Annotated in this window: 18 protein-coding genes; 11 read left to right on the top strand and 7 right to left on the bottom strand. The window is 60.9% G+C overall.

Annotation, left to right across the window (positions count from 1 at the left end; genetic code table 11):
- Positions 1-12 precede the first annotated feature (12 nt).
- From ACST81_RS00140 to deoA, 9 genes are all read left to right on the top strand, one after another.
- Positions 13-1,548 (top strand): ABC transporter ATP-binding protein, encoded by a 1,536-nt coding sequence (locus ACST81_RS00140; protein WP_438750768.1) that lies wholly within the window; start codon positions 13-15, stop codon positions 1,546-1,548.
- The gene (locus ACST81_RS00135; RefSeq protein WP_438750766.1) at positions 1,545-2,141 is read left to right on the top strand and encodes a BglII/BstYI family type II restriction endonuclease; all 597 of its coding nucleotides are present in this window, start codon (positions 1,545-1,547) and stop codon (positions 2,139-2,141) included. The genes ACST81_RS00140 and ACST81_RS00135 overlap by 4 nt, the downstream gene beginning before the upstream one ends.
- Positions 2,131-2,811 (top strand): MT-A70 family methyltransferase, encoded by a 681-nt coding sequence (locus ACST81_RS00130; protein ID WP_438750764.1) that lies wholly within the window; start codon positions 2,131-2,133, stop codon positions 2,809-2,811. Before ACST81_RS00135 ends, ACST81_RS00130 begins: the two co-directional genes overlap by 11 nt.
- Positions 2,808-3,941, top strand: a complete 1,134-nt coding sequence (locus tag ACST81_RS00125; protein WP_438750762.1) for an ABC transporter permease — start codon at positions 2,808-2,810, stop codon at positions 3,939-3,941. Before ACST81_RS00130 ends, ACST81_RS00125 begins: the two co-directional genes overlap by 4 nt.
- 3 nt (positions 3,942-3,944) lie before the next feature.
- Complete coding sequence (locus tag ACST81_RS00120; protein ID WP_438750759.1) at positions 3,945-4,916, top strand: ABC transporter permease; 972 nt, start codon at positions 3,945-3,947, stop codon at positions 4,914-4,916.
- 2 nt (positions 4,917-4,918) lie between these two features.
- Positions 4,919-5,311: a cytidine deaminase gene (locus tag ACST81_RS00115; RefSeq protein WP_438750757.1), complete on the top strand. Its 393-nt coding sequence runs from the start codon at positions 4,919-4,921 to the stop codon at positions 5,309-5,311.
- Entirely contained in the window at positions 5,308-6,099 is a 792-nt protein-coding gene (locus tag ACST81_RS00110) for a purine-nucleoside phosphorylase (protein WP_438750755.1), read from the top strand. The genes ACST81_RS00115 and ACST81_RS00110 overlap by 4 nt, the downstream gene beginning before the upstream one ends.
- Positions 6,100-6,235: 136 nt before the next feature.
- Positions 6,236-7,009 carry a deoxyribose-phosphate aldolase gene (gene deoC / locus ACST81_RS00105; protein ID WP_438753782.1) on the top strand — a complete coding sequence of 258 codons (774 nt, stop codon included), beginning with the start codon at positions 6,236-6,238 and terminating at the stop codon, positions 7,007-7,009.
- On the top strand, positions 7,006-8,325 hold the full coding sequence (gene deoA, locus ACST81_RS00100) for a thymidine phosphorylase (protein ID WP_438750752.1): 1,320 nt from the start codon (positions 7,006-7,008) through the stop codon (positions 8,323-8,325). Before deoC ends, deoA begins: the two co-directional genes overlap by 4 nt.
- On the opposite strand, the gene ACST81_RS00095 is transcribed toward deoA, so the two are convergent.
- The 7 genes from ACST81_RS00095 to ACST81_RS00065 all read right to left on the bottom strand — a co-directional run bounded on the left by ACST81_RS00095 (position 8,315) and on the right by ACST81_RS00065 (position 13,926).
- Complete coding sequence (locus ACST81_RS00095) at positions 8,315-8,833, bottom strand: TIGR02281 family clan AA aspartic protease (protein WP_438750750.1); 519 nt, start codon at positions 8,831-8,833, stop codon at positions 8,315-8,317. The genes deoA and ACST81_RS00095 overlap by 11 nt on opposite strands.
- A 140-nt stretch (positions 8,834-8,973) precedes the next feature.
- Complete coding sequence (gene upp, locus ACST81_RS00090; RefSeq protein ID WP_438750748.1) at positions 8,974-9,603, bottom strand: uracil phosphoribosyltransferase; 630 nt, start codon at positions 9,601-9,603, stop codon at positions 8,974-8,976.
- A 109-nt stretch (positions 9,604-9,712) separates the two neighbouring features.
- Entirely contained in the window at positions 9,713-10,681 is a 969-nt protein-coding gene (locus ACST81_RS00085; RefSeq protein ID WP_438750746.1) for an adenosine deaminase, read from the bottom strand.
- Positions 10,678-11,898 carry a phosphopentomutase gene (locus tag ACST81_RS00080; protein ID WP_438750743.1) on the bottom strand — a complete coding sequence of 407 codons (1,221 nt, stop codon included), beginning with the start codon at positions 11,896-11,898 and terminating at the stop codon, positions 10,678-10,680. Before ACST81_RS00080 ends, ACST81_RS00085 begins: the two co-directional genes overlap by 4 nt.
- Before the next feature lie 177 nt (positions 11,899-12,075).
- Positions 12,076-12,669 carry a TadE/TadG family type IV pilus assembly protein gene (locus ACST81_RS00075; protein ID WP_438750741.1) on the bottom strand — a complete coding sequence of 198 codons (594 nt, stop codon included), beginning with the start codon at positions 12,667-12,669 and terminating at the stop codon, positions 12,076-12,078.
- A 10-nt stretch (positions 12,670-12,679) separates the two neighbouring features.
- Positions 12,680-13,297 carry a TadE/TadG family type IV pilus assembly protein gene (locus ACST81_RS00070; protein ID WP_438753780.1) on the bottom strand — a complete coding sequence of 206 codons (618 nt, stop codon included), beginning with the start codon at positions 13,295-13,297 and terminating at the stop codon, positions 12,680-12,682.
- Positions 13,298-13,500: 203 nt separating this feature from the next.
- Positions 13,501-13,926 carry a pilus assembly protein N-terminal domain-containing protein gene (locus ACST81_RS00065; RefSeq protein ID WP_438750739.1) on the bottom strand — a complete coding sequence of 142 codons (426 nt, stop codon included), beginning with the start codon at positions 13,924-13,926 and terminating at the stop codon, positions 13,501-13,503.
- A 316-nt stretch (positions 13,927-14,242) separates the two neighbouring features.
- Here ACST81_RS00065 and ACST81_RS00060 point away from each other — a divergent pair, with 316 nt between their 5' ends.
- Together ACST81_RS00060 and ACST81_RS00055 are read left to right on the top strand one after the other, a co-directional pair.
- Positions 14,243-14,422: a Flp family type IVb pilin gene (locus tag ACST81_RS00060; protein WP_438750737.1), complete on the top strand. Its 180-nt coding sequence runs from the start codon at positions 14,243-14,245 to the stop codon at positions 14,420-14,422.
- 151 nt (positions 14,423-14,573) lie between these two features.
- The gene (locus ACST81_RS00055) at positions 14,574-15,086 is read left to right on the top strand and encodes an A24 family peptidase (protein ID WP_438750735.1); all 513 of its coding nucleotides are present in this window, start codon (positions 14,574-14,576) and stop codon (positions 15,084-15,086) included.
- The last annotated feature ends 18 nt before the right edge of the window (positions 15,087-15,104 follow it).

Genomic DNA, 15,104 nt, shown 5'->3' with positions numbered 1-15,104 from the left:
ACGTGGGTCAATATGAGCGATATTGCCATCGAATTGCGTGGCATCGACAAGAGTTTCGGCCTTGTCCATGCCAACAGGAACATCAACCTGACTGTCCGCAAGGGCACCATCCACGGCATCATCGGTGAAAATGGCGCCGGCAAGTCAACCCTGATGTCGATCCTCTATGGCTTTTACCAGGCCGACAGCGGCGACATCGTCGTCGATGGCAATGTGGTCACGATCAAGGATCCGAACACGGCGATTTCGCATGGCATCGGCATGGTTCACCAGCATTTCATGCTGGTCGAGAATTTCACCGTGCTCGAAAATGTCATGCTCGGCGCCGAAGATAGCCAGATTCTCAACACCAGCATTTCCAAGGCGCGCGTCGAGCTCAAGCAGCTCGAAAAGGAATATGCGCTGGAGGTCAATCCGGACGCGCTGATCGAGGAATTGCCTGTCGGCCTGCAACAGCGCGTCGAAATCCTCAAAGCGCTCTATCGCAAGGCCGATATCCTCATTCTCGACGAACCGACCGGCGTTCTGACACCACCGGAGGCGGATCATCTGTTCCGCATCCTTGGTCAGCTGAAGGACCAGGGCAAGACGATCATCTTCATCACGCACAAGCTGCGCGAGATCATGGCGATCACCGACAAGGTCTCGGTCATGCGCCGTGGCGAAATGGTTGCAACGCGCAAGACGAGCGAAACCTCGGTCGAGGAACTGGCCGAACTGATGGTGGGTCGCCGCGTTCTCCTGCGCGTCGACAAGGGCGAGGCCAATCCCGGCGACGTCAAGCTGTCGGTCGAAAACCTGACGGTGCGAGACAGCCGCGGCGTCACCATGGTCGACAATGTCTCCTTCAACCTGCGCGCCGGCGAAATACTCGGCATCGCCGGCGTTGCCGGCAATGGCCAGTCCGAATTGCTGGAAGCGATCTCGGGCATTCGCAAGGCGGTCGGCGGCTCGGTCCTGCTCAACGGCAAGCCGATCGACGTGACCGGCCACGTCGATCCGCGCGAACTGCGCGATCGCGGCCTCGCGCATGTGCCGGAAGACCGCCATCATGTCGGTCTGGTGCTGAAATTCGAGGAGGCCGAAAACGGCATCTTGGGTTACCACCACGACAAGCGCTACCTGAACGGCGTCTTCTTGAACACCAAGGCGATCCAGGCCGACGCCGAGGAAAAGATCAAGAAATACGATATCAGGCCGCCCAATCCGCGGCTGAAAACGGCCAATTTCTCCGGCGGCAACCAGCAGAAGATCGTGCTGGCGCGCGAGATGGAGCGTGGGCCGGACGTGCTGATCATCGGCCAGCCGACACGCGGCGTCGATGTCGGCGCCATCGAATTCATCCACAAGCGGATCATCGAGATGCGTGACCAGGGCAAGGCGGTTCTGCTCGTCTCGGTCGAACTCGATGAAATCCGTGCCCTTTCCGATCGCATCATCGTCATGTTCGCCGGCCGCGTCGTCGGCGAGCGGGAGCCGGACGCGACCGAAGGGGAACTCGGCCTGCTGATGGCCGGGGTCGAAGGCCGCAAGGAGGCCGCCGAATGAAGGATGTGGGCGATTTGCCCGAAGCAATTCAACGCAAATATGAGGTGCTGAATTGGAGAAATGCTCTGGCGGTTCTCTCTACCGTCCATGAGGAGCATTTTCTGGAAATCCTGGATGTGTTAGGAGGCTTCCGCTTGCTTCATGGGCAATTGGCTGTCGGCGGCGGAAACAAGTCTCTTATGGCTCGTTTTATCGATGTTGAGCTTACAAGCAGAGGCTGGGTGGAGAAGTCTTTTGATACGCGCATCGTTGTTGATGGCCATGAGAGGCTTTCACCGACCCATAAGGTAGATTGCTTTAAGGGAAAGATTGCCCTTGAGATGGAATGGAATAACAAAGATCCGTTTTTCGATAGGGATCTGAATAACTTCAGGTTATTGTTCGATCTGCACGTTATTGACGTCGGAGTGATCGTAACGCGCACGACTGCTCTGCAAAGAGTGCTTGAAGGTGTAGGTCGAGCCAAAACAACGTTTGGCATGGCGACTACGCATACCGATAAATTATATCCGAAAATCGCAGGCGGTGGAGCTGGTGGCTGCCCGGTCTTAGTGTTTGGAATAAAGCCAGAGGCTTATGAAGATGACCGATGAAACACTCGATACAATTGTGGATTTTGCCCGGCAGTTGCGGGGTCAGCGGTTCAAGACCGTGCTGGCAGATCCTCCTTGGCGTTTTGCCAACAGAACGGGAAAGATGGCACCTGAGCACAAGCGGCTAAATCGATATAGCACGATGACGACCGAGGAAATCTGCGAGTTACCAGTATCCGAAGTCGTAGCTAAGACTGCACATCTTTATCTTTGGACGCCGAATGCTCTTTTGCCCGACGCTTTGAAAGTAATGTCGGCCTGGGGGTTCGAATATAAAACCAATCTTGTTTGGCATAAGATTCGAAAAGACGGAGGATCCGACGGAAGAGGAGTCGGATTTTATTTCAGAAACGTCACCGAGCTTGTCCTTTTCGGTGTTCGGGGGCCGGGCGCGCGTACATTGGATGCAGGTCGAAGGCAGGTCAATTTTCTGGCGTCGCGAAAACGTGAGCATTCCAGAAAGCCGGATGAGCAATATGATCTTATTGAGTCCTGCTCGCCAGGTCCCTTTCTTGAGATGTTTGCACGCGGTACGAGGGAGGGGTGGAACTATTGGGGTAATCAAGCAAATGATGCTTACGAGCCGTCTTGGGATACCTATTCTTTTAACTCTGCGTCGGAGAAGAAAGCGGCATTGCTGAAGAATGGGGTCAAAGAGGCCGCCGAATGAGCAATCCCTATGCAAAACTGCCGGTCTGGGCCGAATATGGCCTGATCCCGCTGGTCAACCTCGTCGTCGCCTTTCTCGTTGCCGGTCTTGTCGTGCTGCTGGTCGGTGAAAATCCGCTGAACGCGGCCTATCATATGATCAACGGCGCCTTCGGTCGCGGCGAGTATATCGGCTTCACGCTCTATTACGCGACGACCTTCATCTTCACCGGCCTGTCGGTCGCCGTCGCCTTCCATGCCGGCCTGTTCAATATCGGTAGCGAGGGCCAGGCCTATATCGGCGGCATCGGCGTGGCGCTTGCCTGCCTTTGGCTCGACAAGACCATGCCCTGGTTCGTGGTCTTTCCGGTGGCCATCATCGGCTCGGCTGCCTTCGGTGCGCTCTGGGCCTTCCTGCCCGGCTGGCTGCAGGCCAAGCGCGGCAGCCATATCGTCATCACCACCATCATGTTCAATTTCATCGCCTCCAGCATCATGGTCTATCTCCTGACCAAGGTGATGAAGCCGCTCGGCTCGATGGCGACGCAGACCCGGACTTTCGAAGCCGGTGGTCAGCTTCCGAAGCTCGACTGGCTTCTGGCCATCTTCGGGCACGATGTCGGCAATGCTCCGTTCAACGTCTCTTTCCTGCTGGCTCTCTTCGCCGCCTTCGCCGTCTGGGTGCTGATCTGGCGCACAAAGTTCGGCTTCGAGATGCGCACCATGGGCCATAGCCCCTCGGCGGCGCGTTACGCCGGCATCAGCGAAACCCGCATCACCATCATCGTGATGATGATTTCGGGTGGTCTGGCAGGCCTGATGGCGCTCAATCCGATCATGGGCGAGCAGTTTCGCATGCAGCTGGATTTCGTGCAGGGCGCGGGTTTCGTCGGCATCGCGGTGGCGCTGATGGGCCGCTCGCATCCGGCCGGCATCATTCCGGCGGCGATCCTGTTCGGCATGCTCTATCAGGGCGGCGCTGAAATCGCCTTCGAAATGCCGTCCATTTCGCGCGACATGATCGTCATCATCCAGGGTCTCGTCATCCTGTTTGCCGGTGCTTTGGAAAACATGTTTCGCCCGGCGATCGGCCGTGCGTTCGCGGCGATCGGCAGCCGCTCCTCCGCAGCCGCGCAGACACGGGGAGCCTGATCCATGGACTTTTTCCACATCATCATCGCGCTCCTGGAATCGACCATCCGCGTGTCCGTCCCGCTGATTTTCGCGGCGCTCGCCGGTCTCTTCACGGAGCGGGCAGGGGTGTTCGACATCGGCCTTGAGGGCAAGATGCTCGGCGCCGCCTTTGCCGCCGGCGCCGTGGCCGCGGTCTCCGGCTCCGTCGTCGTCGGGTTGCTCGCCGCTATCCTGATCTCGGTGCTTCTGGCGCTGGTGCATGGCTATGCGTCGATCACCCAGCGCGGCAGCCAGATCGTCTCTGGCGTCGCCATCAACTTCGTCGTGGCCGGCTCGACCGTCATCCTCGGCGAAGCCTGGTTCCGCCAGGGCGGCCGCACGCCGGCACTGGCCGGTGACGCGCGCTTCCAGACTGTCACGTTCCCGTTTGCCGATGCGGTCAAGGACGTACCGATCCTAGGGCCGATCTATTCCAATCTGCTGTCGGGCCATTTCGTTCTGACCTATCTCGCCTTCGCCATGGTGCCGATCAGCTGGTGGATCCTCTACCGTACACGCTTCGGCCTGCGGCTGCGGGCCGTCGGTGAAAATCCTGGTGCCGTCGATACGGCCGGCATCTCGGTTATCTGGCTGCGCTATCGCGCGGTGATCTGTGCCGGCATTCTCTGCGGTTTTGCCGGCGCCTATCTGTCGCTCGCCATGAATGCCGGCTTCGTCAAGGGCATGACGGCGGGCAAGGGCTATATCGCGCTTGCTGCGCTGATCTTCGCCAAATGGCGCCCGTTCAACATCATGCTGGCCTGTCTGCTGTTCGGCTTCCTCGACGCCTTCGCGATCCGCATGCAGGGCAATCCGCTGCCTTTGATCGGACAGGTGCCGGTCCAACTGATGCAGGCCTTGCCCTATATCCTGACCGTCGTCCTGCTCGCCGGCTTCATCGGCAAGGCGATCCCGCCCAAGGCCGGCGGCATACCCTATGTGAAGGAGCGTTGATCATGGCAAATGATCTGTTCGAGGCGGCCCGCGAGGCGATGGCCAAGGCGCATGCGCCCTATTCCAAGTTCCCGGTCGGGGCCGCCATCCGCGCCGAGGACGGCAAGATCTACACCGGCGCCAATATCGAGAACCTGTCCTTCCCGGAAGGCTGGTGCGCCGAGACGACCGCGATCAGCCACATGGTCATGGCCGGGCAACGCAAGATCCTCGAAGTCGCCGTCATCGCCGAAAAGCTGGCGCTCTGCCCACCCTGCGGCGGCTGCCGCCAGCGCCTCGCCGAATTCTCCGGCGCCTCGACGCAAATCTATCTCTGCGACGAGGCCGGCGTGAAGAAGACACTGTCGATGTCCGATCTCCTGCCGCATTCCTTCGAAACCGAGATCCTCGGATGACCGCCGCTGCGGACATGCTGAAGGCGAAGCTCGCCGGTCTGTCGCCCCGCTATGGCATCGTGCTCGGTTCGGGCCTCGGCTCGCTGGTCGAGGCGGTCGCGGATCCCGTGCGGATTTCCTATGCGGATATTCCCGGCTTTCCGGTCAGCGCCGTCTCCGGCCATGCCGGCGAACTGGTGGGGGGAACGATCGGTGGCGTGCCGGTGATCGTGCTCTCCGGCCGCGTGCATTTCTACGAGCGCGGTGATGCCAATGCAATGCGCGGACCCATCGAGACCCTGAAAGCGCTCGGCGTCGAAACGCTGATCCTGACCAATTCGGCGGGCTCGCTGCGCGAAGACCTGCCGCCGGGTTCGGTGATGCAGATCACCGACCATATCAATTATTCCGGCATCAGCCCGCTGATCGGCGTCGATAGCGACGATCGTTTCGTCGGCCTGACGTCGGCTTATGACGCGGAATTGGCAGAGCGCATGCGCGCCGCCGCGATCAAGCTCGATATTCCCTTGGGCGCCGGCGTCTATATGTGGTTCTCCGGCCCCAATTTCGAAACCCCTGCCGAAATCCGCATGGCCCGTGTTCTCGGTGCCGATGCGGTGGGCATGTCGACCGTACCCGAAGTCATCCTCGCCCGCTTCTTCGGCCTGAAGGTCGCCGCTGCCTCCGCCATCACCAATTTCGGGGCCGGCATGACGGGCGGCGAACTCAGCCATCACGAGACCAAGGACATGGCTCCGATCGGCGGCCGTCGGCTGGCGTCCATCCTGACGCAAATGATTGCCGGGTGAAGCCGGAACGGCATTTCATGCCGGCCGCGCCATGCAGGACGGTTTGCGCGCGGCGCGCAAGCGTATAGAACATCCGCTCGTGACCGTTGCTTCGGTCGTGAATCATCGTCATCCCAGGAAACGGACGGAACCCATGATGCTCGAAGCCAACAACCGCCAGATCGCGTCGCTTGCCCTGTCGCTGCTGGACCTGACGGACCTCACGGACAATTGCACGCCGGAAGCCATCGAGAAGCTCTGCGCCCAGGCGCGTACCCCGTTCGGCCACACCGCCGCCATCTGCATCTGGCCGCGTTTCGTCGCCCAGGCACGGGGCATCCTCGGTCCCAACAGCGCGGTGAAGATCGCGACTGTCGTCAATTTCCCGTCCGGTGAACTTCCGGTGGAGACGGTCGTCGAAGAAACCCGCCAGGCAATCGCCGATGGCGCCGACGAGATCGACCTGGTCATTCCCTACCGTGCCTTCATGGCCGGCGACGAACAGGCGGTCCGCACGATGATCTCGGCCGTTCGGGAGGCATGCCCGGCGCCGATCCTGCTGAAGACCATCCTCGAAACTGGGGAGTTGAAGGATCGCGACCTGATCCGCAGCGCTTCGCATATCGCCATTCAGGAAGGCGCCGACTTCATCAAGACATCCACCGGCAAGGTCACGGTCAACGCAACGCTCGAAGCCGCCGACATCATGCTCACCTGCATCCGCGAAAGCGGCCGCAAGGTCGGTTTCAAGCCCGCCGGCGGTGTTCGCACGGTCGGCGACGCCCGGCTTTATCTCAATCTCGCGGCGACCATCCACAGCCCCGACTGGCCGATGTCCTCGACCTTCCGCTTCGGCGCCTCCGGTCTGCTCGGCGATATCCTGTCGGTCCTCGAAGGCCGTGAGCCGGTGGCCGGCGCGACGGCCTATTGACGATGATCCCGCAGGAAATCATCCGCCGCAAGCGGGATGGCGAGGCGCTGGACAAGGCGGATATCGCCGCCTTCATCCGCGGCCTCTCCGACGGATCGATTTCCGAGGGACAGGTGGCGGCCTTTGCCATGGCCGTCTGGTTCTCCGGCATGAGCCTGGAAGAAACCGTGGCACTGACGCTGGCCATGCGCGACAGCGGCGAAGTGCTCTCCTGGGCGGATATCGGACGGCCGGTGGCGGACAAGCATTCGACCGGCGGCGTCGGCGACAATGTTTCCCTGATGCTTGCCCCGATCGTCGCAGCCTGCGGTCTCGCCGTGCCGATGATTTCCGGGCGCGGACTGGGCCATACCGGCGGCACGCTCGATAAGCTGGAATCGATTCCCGGCTATGACATCATGCCCTCGGAGGCGCTGTTCCGGCAAACGGTGGCGGAGGCCGGCTGCGCCATCATCGGCCAGACCGCCGAACTCGCCCCCGCCGACCGGCGGCTCTATGCTATCCGTGACGTGACGGCGACGGTTGATTCCGTGCCCCTGATCACCGCGTCGATCCTGTCTAAGAAGCTCGCTGCCGGGCTTCAATCGCTGGTGCTCGACGTCAAGATCGGCAATGGCGCCTTCATGATCGGACTGGACGAGGCCGAGACGCTCGCCCGCTCCCTGGTCGGCGTCGCCAATGGGGCAGGGGTCAAAACCACCGCTCTCATCACCGACATGAACGAACCCTTGGCAGATGCCGCCGGCAATGCGCTGGAGATCGTCAACTGCATGGCCTTCCTGCGGGGCGAAAAGTCAGGAACGCGGCTGGAAACCGTGGTCATGTCCTTCGCCGCGGAAATGCTGATGACATCCGGCACCGCGACGAACCCGGCGGAGGCGACCGACCTTGCCATCCGTACCCTGAAGAGCGGTGCCGCCCTAGAACGCTTCGGCCGCATGGTCCATCACCTGGGCGGACCAGCCGATTTTGCCGAGCGCCCGCAGGATTATCTGCCGAAGGCAGCTGTGATCCTGCCGGTCGAGGCGCCGCGCGGCGGTTATCTCCACTCTTGCAACGCCCGTGACATCGGCATGGAAGTCATCGCGCTTGGCGGCGGCCGCACCCGCCCGAACGAGCCGATCGACCACAGTGTCGGGTTCAGCGGATTGAAGCCGCTGGGCACGAAGGTCGAAAAGGGAGAGCCTTTTGCTTTCGTTCACGCATCCAGCGAGGACAAGGCTTTGGCGTCTCGGGCGCGATTGCTGGAGATTTATGAGATCGCAGACGAAGCGCCCGCAGAGCGTCCGGTCGTCGTATCCCGGATCAGCGAATAAGGCGCAAGGCCCCGGCCTCGACACTGTAAGACGAAAGCTTGCCGAGGAAGCTCATGCCGACCAGCATGCCGGACAGGGATTTGTCGGGCAACACTAGCGCGTCCACGTGCTTGACCGATATCGTGCCGATCTCCATCCGGTCGAGCGAGACGCGGGCCGCCTTGACCGTGCCGTTCGCCGTGCCGACCGGTACGTTGAAGGAGAGGGACCCGGTTGAAATCCCGAGGCGCCTGGCGGTGGAGACATTGATCGCCACCGTGCTTGCGCCGGTATCGACAAGCCCGTTTTCCTTGCGTCCGTTGATCGAAAACATCCCGAAGAAATGTCCCCCAGCGCCCGGCTGCAGCAGGACGCCGCGTCCGCCCGCATATTTCGCGGTGCTCACTGGCTGTGGCTTGGCCTGGGTCTCCTTGGGTGCCGGGTGGTCGAGATAGGACGTCGCAAGCCCCGGCAGCACCATCGCCGCCACGACCATGCCCCCGGCAAAAACAGCCATCCGTACCAGCATTCGAGCCACACTCCGCGATGTCAGAAACAGAGGCGAGCTAAGCACGATCCTGTCTAACAGGGTGCAAAAAGCCGCCTGGTTTTATCCGCGGCGGCTTTCCAAGTGAAAATCTGGTTAAGAAATCTGGAAGATTCGAAAGGTTACTTCGTGCCGTACATCCGGTCGCCGGCATCGCCGAGACCGGGAACGATATAGCCTTGCTCATTGAGATGACTGTCGATCGAGGCGGTGAAGATCGGCACGTCGGGATGAGCGGCCTGAAAATTCTTGATGCCTTCCGGTGCTGCCAAAAGGCAGACGAAACGCAGATTTGCCGCACCGCGTTCCTTGAGCTTGTCGATGGCGGCGATCGAGGAATTGCCGGTGGCCAGCATCGGATCGACGACGATGACCAGCCGCTCGGACATGCTTTCCGGTGCCTTGAAGTAATATTCGACGGCTTCCAGCGTTTCATGATCGCGGTAGACGCCGACATGCGAGACGCGGGCCGAGGGCACCAGTTCCAGCATGCCTTCGAGCAGGCCGTTGCCAGCGCGCAGGATCGAGGCGAAAACCAGCTTCTTGCCCTCGAGCACCGGCGCCTGGATGGTCTGCATCGGCGTCTCGATGGTTTCTTCCGTCAGTTCGAGATCGCGGGTGACCTCGTAGCAGAGCAGGGTGGAAATCTCGCGCAGCAGCCGGCGGAAACCTGCCGTCGAGGTCTCCTTCTTGCGCATGATGGTGAGCTTGTGCTGAACAAGCGGATGATTGATGACTGTAACGCCGTCCATGGCCAAGCCCTCCTGCGGAAACCCGAATTCACACTCTTTTTTCACGGAAAGACGAGGCGCCGCAAGGCCTGAAGGCCGCTTTGCCCCGTCATCAACAGCCCACCGGCTGTCAAAGCGCTGAAAGCAGCCGCTGGCGTGTCGGTTCGTCGACGAAGGCAGCCTCGATCGCCGTGCGCGTCATGCCGTTGATCTCCGCATCCGAGAAGCCCGTTACCTGCGAGGCGATCTCGTATTCCTGTTTCAAAGATGTGTGGAAGAACGGTGGATCGTCGGAATTGAGCGTCACGCGGCAACCTGCCTCATAAAGGGCGCGCAGCGGATGCGAGGCGAAATCCGGAAAGACCTGCAAAGAGACGTTGGAGCCCGGGCAGGTTTCCAAAACCACGCCCTCGGCTGCGATGCGGCTGACGAGATCGGCATCCTCGATGGCGCGGACGCCGTGGCTGACGCGCGAGGGGCGGACATGATCGAGCGCATCGCGCACGCTGAAGGCGCCGGCCATCTCGCCAGCATGGATGGTGGTGCCGAGCCCGCAATCGCGGGCAATGTCGAAAGCGCGGGTGAAGTCGGCGACCCGGTGCATGCGTTCCTCGCCGGCCAGGTTGAAGCCGGTCACCAGCGGATGCCCGCGCTTGGCGGCATAGAGCGCGGTGCGAACGGCCGCTTCCGGTCCCATATGGCGGATGATGGTAATGATCATCCGGCCTTCGATGCCGGTCTTCGCCTTCGCCGCCTCGATCCCGGCCGCCAGCCCGCGAATATAGGCGTCGCTGCCGATGCCGATCGTGTTGCCGTGGTCGGGCGAAACGATGATCTCGCTGTATATGGTGCCGGCTTCCGCAAGTTCCGTCAGATAGGTCTCAGCCAGCAGCGCATAGTCTTCCTCGGTGCGGAAAAGTTCGGCGACGGCATCATAGCATTTCAGGAATTGGCTGAAATCGGCCCAGACATAGGCGCCGTCCTGGATGATGCCGCTGACATCGACATTGTATTTGCGGGCCATTTCAAGCGCGAGGGCCGGCGGGGCCGCGCCTTCGATATGGCAGTGCAACTCGGCCTTCTTCAGATGTGCGGTCACAGAAAACTTCTCCCATGCAGGCCCGGCGGAAGGCCCAGATGTTTGGCAACGCTTTCGCCGATCCCGGCAAAGCCCGGCAGGACACCGATCGAGCGGGTGCGCACACCCGGTCCGAAAGCGAGGATCGGCACGCGTTCGCGCGTATGGTCGGTGCCGCGCCATGTCGGGTCGCAGCCATGGTCGGCGGTGAGGATGACGATGTCGCCGGGCTTAAGCTTGCGGTCGAGGTCAGGCAGGCGCTGGTCGAACGCCTCGAGAGCGGCGGCATAACCCGCAACATCGCGGCGGTGGCCGTACAGCATGTCGAAATCGACGAAATTGGTGAAGACGAGATCACCGTCCTCGGCTTCGTCCACAGCCTTCAGCGTCGCGTCGAACAGGTCCATGTTGCCGTTCGCCTTGATCACGCGGCCGATGCCCTGATGGGCGAAGATATCGGCGATCTTGCCGACGGCATGAACGGTGCGCCCGGCCTCGGTCAGCCGGTCGAGCAGAGTCGGTTCGGGCGGCAGCACCGAATAGTCGCGGCGGTTGCCGGTACGGGCGAAATCCTTTGCCGTTGTACCGACGAAGGGTCGGGCGATGACACGGCCGATATTGTAGTCGTCAAGCAGCCGGCGCACCGTCTGGCAGAAGGCGAGCAGCCGTTCGAGGCCGAAGGAATGCTCGTGCGCGGCAATTTGGAAGACGGAATCGGACGAGGTGTAGCAGATCGGCTTGCCGGTCCGCATGTGCTCCTCGCCGTGGCGGGCGATGATGTCGGTACCGGACGCATGGCAATTGCCGAGAATGCCCGGAACGTCGCCTTCACGGCAGATGGCCTCGACGAGTTCGGGGGGAAACGCATCGTCCTCGGCGGAGAAATAGCCCCAGTCGAATTGGACCGGCGTTCCGGCGATCTCCCAATGGCCAGACGGTGTATCCTTGCCGCGCGAGACTTCGCTTGCCGCGCCATAGAGGCCGAAGACGCGTTCGGGCAGCGGCATGCCGGCCGGCGTGCGCCCGTTGGCGAGTTTGGCCGCGTGCAACAGGCCGAGCGCCGACATGTTCGGCAGCATCAGCGGTCCTTCGCGCAGGCCCTTGCGATCGCCGGCGCCCGCCGCGCAGAATTCGGCGATATGGCCGAGTGTGTCGGCGCCGAGATCGCCGAAATCGTCCGCATCCGGAGCTCCGCCGATGCCGAAGGAATCAAGAACGAAAAGAAAGGCACGCGCCATGGATCACCCGAAGGCTGCTTCAAGGCCGGCCTCCCCCTCTGGGACGTCGGCTTGCGGCAGAACAGTTGTGTTCGCCCCCGAATGTCTGTCAGGCAGCGGGATTGAAAGGGCGAAGAAATACTCCGGGGCCGGGCGGATTGCAAATCGCCCCGGGCGCCTGCCTGACGGGACTGCGGATCAGCAGTCGCTGCAGGTGATCTTGTCGCCGACGCGCTGGCGGAAATAATAGGTCTTGGAAAGGTTGATGGTCTTCAGCGTATTGTCGGCCAGGCCCGGTGCGAACAGCAGGAGTTCGTGCGGGACGACGAGTTCCGAGCGGACGATGAAGGCGTTCACGGCCGAGATGTCCTTCGGCAGCGTCACGGTCGCACCTGCCTTATAGGGCGTGCCTCCGTCCTGATCGCGCGACCAGGCGACGGTGCCGGTGCCGGTGGCCGTGACCGTGATGCCGGTCATCTTCAGCGTGTAATTGCCCATCCCGTAAGGCGACATGACGCTCTTGGCGACGTCCTTCATGCTGTCGAGCGTCGCCTTGGACACGTCCGTCTGCTGCGTCAGCACGTCGGCGACGGTGCTGGCGGCACGGGCGACCTTGCGCGAGATGCTGAAGCCGATCGAAATTTCGAAGGAGCCGATATAGGCCATGATGAGCAGCGGCGCGATGATTGCGAACTCGATGGCTCCGGTGCCTTTCCTGTCGCGCCAGAATGCGCGGAAGGTCTCGGCTTTGTCGGACAGCACGGCCATGTGATAGCGGATGGCGTTTTTCATCGCGTGCTCCTTAGAAGTTCTCGTTGCGGAAGGCAGACGTCGATACCATCAGATAGTCTTTCGGCATGCTGCTTCCGGCGGGGCGCAGGTTGGTCACATAGGGGCGGACAAGATCGGTGATCACTTCCCACCGATAGTAGGCGCGCACGATGTTGATCGTCGTTGGGCCGCCCGGTGCGAACTTGAAGCTGCTGGTGTCCAGATCGCCATTGCTGCCGCCCTTTCGCGGGATCGCGGCGGGAATTTTCGAGAAATCGGCAAAGCTGCGGACGTCGATGAACAGTCTGGAGGGCGTCTTGGCCTCGGTGGCCGAGCAGGTCATGATGATCGAAATTTCGCCGCAGAAGGCTTTGCGAAAATCCTCTTCAGACATGTAGGCCGGTGAAGTCTTGTCGGTGACGGTGATCTCGCCGGTGCGGATCTTGCGCGCCATCGTTTCCGTCGCGTTGGCGAGCAGCTGTTCGGCGGTGAAGGCCGTGAACGTTTCGAGCGATGCGAAGACGACGATCAGGAACGGCAGCGCCAGAAGGGCGAATTCGATCGACGACGTGCCGGACTTCTCCTTGAAGAACCGTCGCAACAGGCCACGACCACGCTTGGGTCGATCATCGCCGGCCAGGCCGGGCATCGGATATTTGTTCTGGTCGTTCAACATTTGTCATTCCGCCAAGCCGCAACACGATGACGTACATTAGGAAATGACCGTTGATATTTCGTATGCAAGAACCGGGGCATTTTGAGACGAATGACTTACCGGATGTTAACGATGTTCCGGCTTGCAAGCGTCCTTGACCCCGTCATGCGGGGCGCGCCTCCAGGAATGAGGTGTTCCTAGTTCGCAGCCGCTGCCTTCTGCTCGGCGTGAATTTCACAGTTTGGCGTGCAGGACAGGACGGAGCGCGATGTCTGGCGATAGACGCGCAAGGTGTTGCCTTCATCGATCGAGACCAGGATGCGTTCATCGACGATCGCATTGCCGGCGCTGTCGAGAACGACGAGATTGGTCGTGCCGAAGGCCCGGCCTGTCAGGACGATTGTCCTGGCGTCGGCGACCGTCGCATCGGCCACATCCGAATTGCCGATGATGACCTTGCTCACCGGGCGATCGAGTTTCAAGACGCGCGCGTGGTCCATGTAGACGCGCAACATGTCCTCGGCAGCACTGGCCGGGGAGGCAAGCACTGCGGCGGCCAGCGCCAGGCTTGCGAAGGCGGGCGCCAGCAACCGTGCGCCGATGGCTGTATTGAGCAAATTCATGGCCGTGTCCTGATGATGCAGATGATCCACCATGCGCGGTTTTGGTGAATGAAGCGTTAAATCCGGCGCTATGTCGGGGTTTCCTGTGTGTATGGAGGGCGGTCGGCGTCCCTTTATTGTCGTTCGCGGCCAATTGTTAGATTTTTATACTTTCGGTTACCCCTCTTTTTACCAAGAAATACGGCGTTGGTCGTTAACATCTCGGTAACTGTTTTCCTTAAGCCAATTGCAATTCACCCTGTGTAGGTTTGCCTCATCCGATCAACGGAAACAGTTGGCGGAAGTGCTGAACAACAAGTGAAGTAGGAGAATTGACATGACCAAGATTTTCGCACGTTTCATGAAGGACGAATCTGGTGCAACCGCGATCGAATATGGCCTCATCGCCGCGCTCATCTCCGTCGCCCTGATCACCGGCGCAACGGCGCTGGGTAGCAGCCTGGATCAGAAGTTCACCGATCTTTCGACGACGATGGACACCGGTAAGGCTCCCTGAGGCCGACATATACACGACGTCAAAGCCGCCTTCTTGGGCGGCTTTTTCACGTTTCGACGTAGGTTTGACCGCCGGATTTTCAAATCTTTAAACGCTTTGCTGTATGACATGACCTAGAGTTGTGCTGCCACCTGTTGGAGAGTGTCGAAACGTGACCCAAGCCGCGATTTTTGTGATTTTTCCGCTTTGCCTTGCGGTTGCGGCTTTCTCCGACCTCTTCACCATGACCATTCCGAATCGGGTCTCCGCCATCCTGCTCGGTTCCTTCTTCCTCGTCGCGCCGCTCGCGGGCCTCGCCCTGCCGATGATCGGTATGCATGTGGTCGCCGGCCTGATCGTCTTTACCGGATGCTTCACGCTCTTTGCGCTCAATGTCATGGGGGGCGGTGACGCCAAGCTGTTGACGGCCGGCGCCGTCTGGTTCGGCTTCAACAATTCGCTGTTCGAGTTCCTGCTCTATGTCTCGATCTTCGGCGGCCTGCTGACGCTGGTGATCCTCCTCATGCGCAAGCAGGAGAACGCGATCCTCGCTTCCGGCATCCCGGTGCCGCCGCTTCTGTTCACCGCCAAGAAGATTCCCTACGGAATCGCCATCGGCCTGGGCGGCTTCATTGCCTATCCCTCTTCGCCGCTGATGCAGGCGGCATTGGCCCAGCTGCATTAATTTTCGCGTCCCAAGCTG

The organism is Pararhizobium sp. O133, from assembly GCF_051669845.1.
In the GTDB taxonomy this organism is placed as follows: domain Bacteria; phylum Pseudomonadota; class Alphaproteobacteria; order Rhizobiales; family Rhizobiaceae; genus Pararhizobium.
Note: the sequence above shows the minus strand (reverse complement) of the source record. Positions and strands in the feature narration are given on the sequence as shown.

Excerpts from the sequence above, each read along its gene's own strand:
- ACST81_RS00115 (WP_438750757.1), top strand. The coding sequence starts at position 4,919 with ATGGCAAATGATCTGTTCGAGGCGGCCCGCGAGGCGATGGCCAAGGCG.
- ACST81_RS00120 (WP_438750759.1), top strand. The coding sequence starts at position 3,945 with ATGGACTTTTTCCACATCATCATCGCGCTCCTGGAATCGACCATCCGC.
- ACST81_RS00135 (WP_438750766.1), top strand. The coding sequence starts at position 1,545 with ATGAAGGATGTGGGCGATTTGCCCGAAGCAATTCAACGCAAATATGAG.
- ACST81_RS00080 (WP_438750743.1), bottom strand. The coding sequence starts at position 11,898 with ATGGCGCGTGCCTTTCTTTTCGTTCTTGATTCCTTCGGCATCGGCGGA.
- ACST81_RS00125 (WP_438750762.1), top strand. The coding sequence starts at position 2,808 with ATGAGCAATCCCTATGCAAAACTGCCGGTCTGGGCCGAATATGGCCTG.
- ACST81_RS00130 (WP_438750764.1), top strand. The coding sequence starts at position 2,131 with ATGACCGATGAAACACTCGATACAATTGTGGATTTTGCCCGGCAGTTG.
- ACST81_RS00060 (WP_438750737.1), top strand. The coding sequence starts at position 14,243 with ATGACCAAGATTTTCGCACGTTTCATGAAGGACGAATCTGGTGCAACC.
- ACST81_RS00110 (WP_438750755.1), top strand. The coding sequence starts at position 5,308 with ATGACCGCCGCTGCGGACATGCTGAAGGCGAAGCTCGCCGGTCTGTCG.
- ACST81_RS00065 (WP_438750739.1), bottom strand. The coding sequence starts at position 13,926 with ATGAATTTGCTCAATACAGCCATCGGCGCACGGTTGCTGGCGCCCGCC.
- ACST81_RS00095 (WP_438750750.1), bottom strand. The coding sequence starts at position 8,833 with ATGCTGGTACGGATGGCTGTTTTTGCCGGGGGCATGGTCGTGGCGGCG.
- deoC (WP_438753782.1), top strand. The coding sequence starts at position 6,236 with ATGCTCGAAGCCAACAACCGCCAGATCGCGTCGCTTGCCCTGTCGCTG.
- upp (WP_438750748.1), bottom strand. The coding sequence starts at position 9,603 with ATGGACGGCGTTACAGTCATCAATCATCCGCTTGTTCAGCACAAGCTC.
- ACST81_RS00070 (WP_438753780.1), bottom strand. The coding sequence starts at position 13,297 with ATGCCCGGCCTGGCCGGCGATGATCGACCCAAGCGTGGTCGTGGCCTG.
- ACST81_RS00075 (WP_438750741.1), bottom strand. The coding sequence starts at position 12,669 with ATGAAAAACGCCATCCGCTATCACATGGCCGTGCTGTCCGACAAAGCC.
- ACST81_RS00140 (WP_438750768.1), top strand. The coding sequence starts at position 13 with ATGAGCGATATTGCCATCGAATTGCGTGGCATCGACAAGAGTTTCGGC.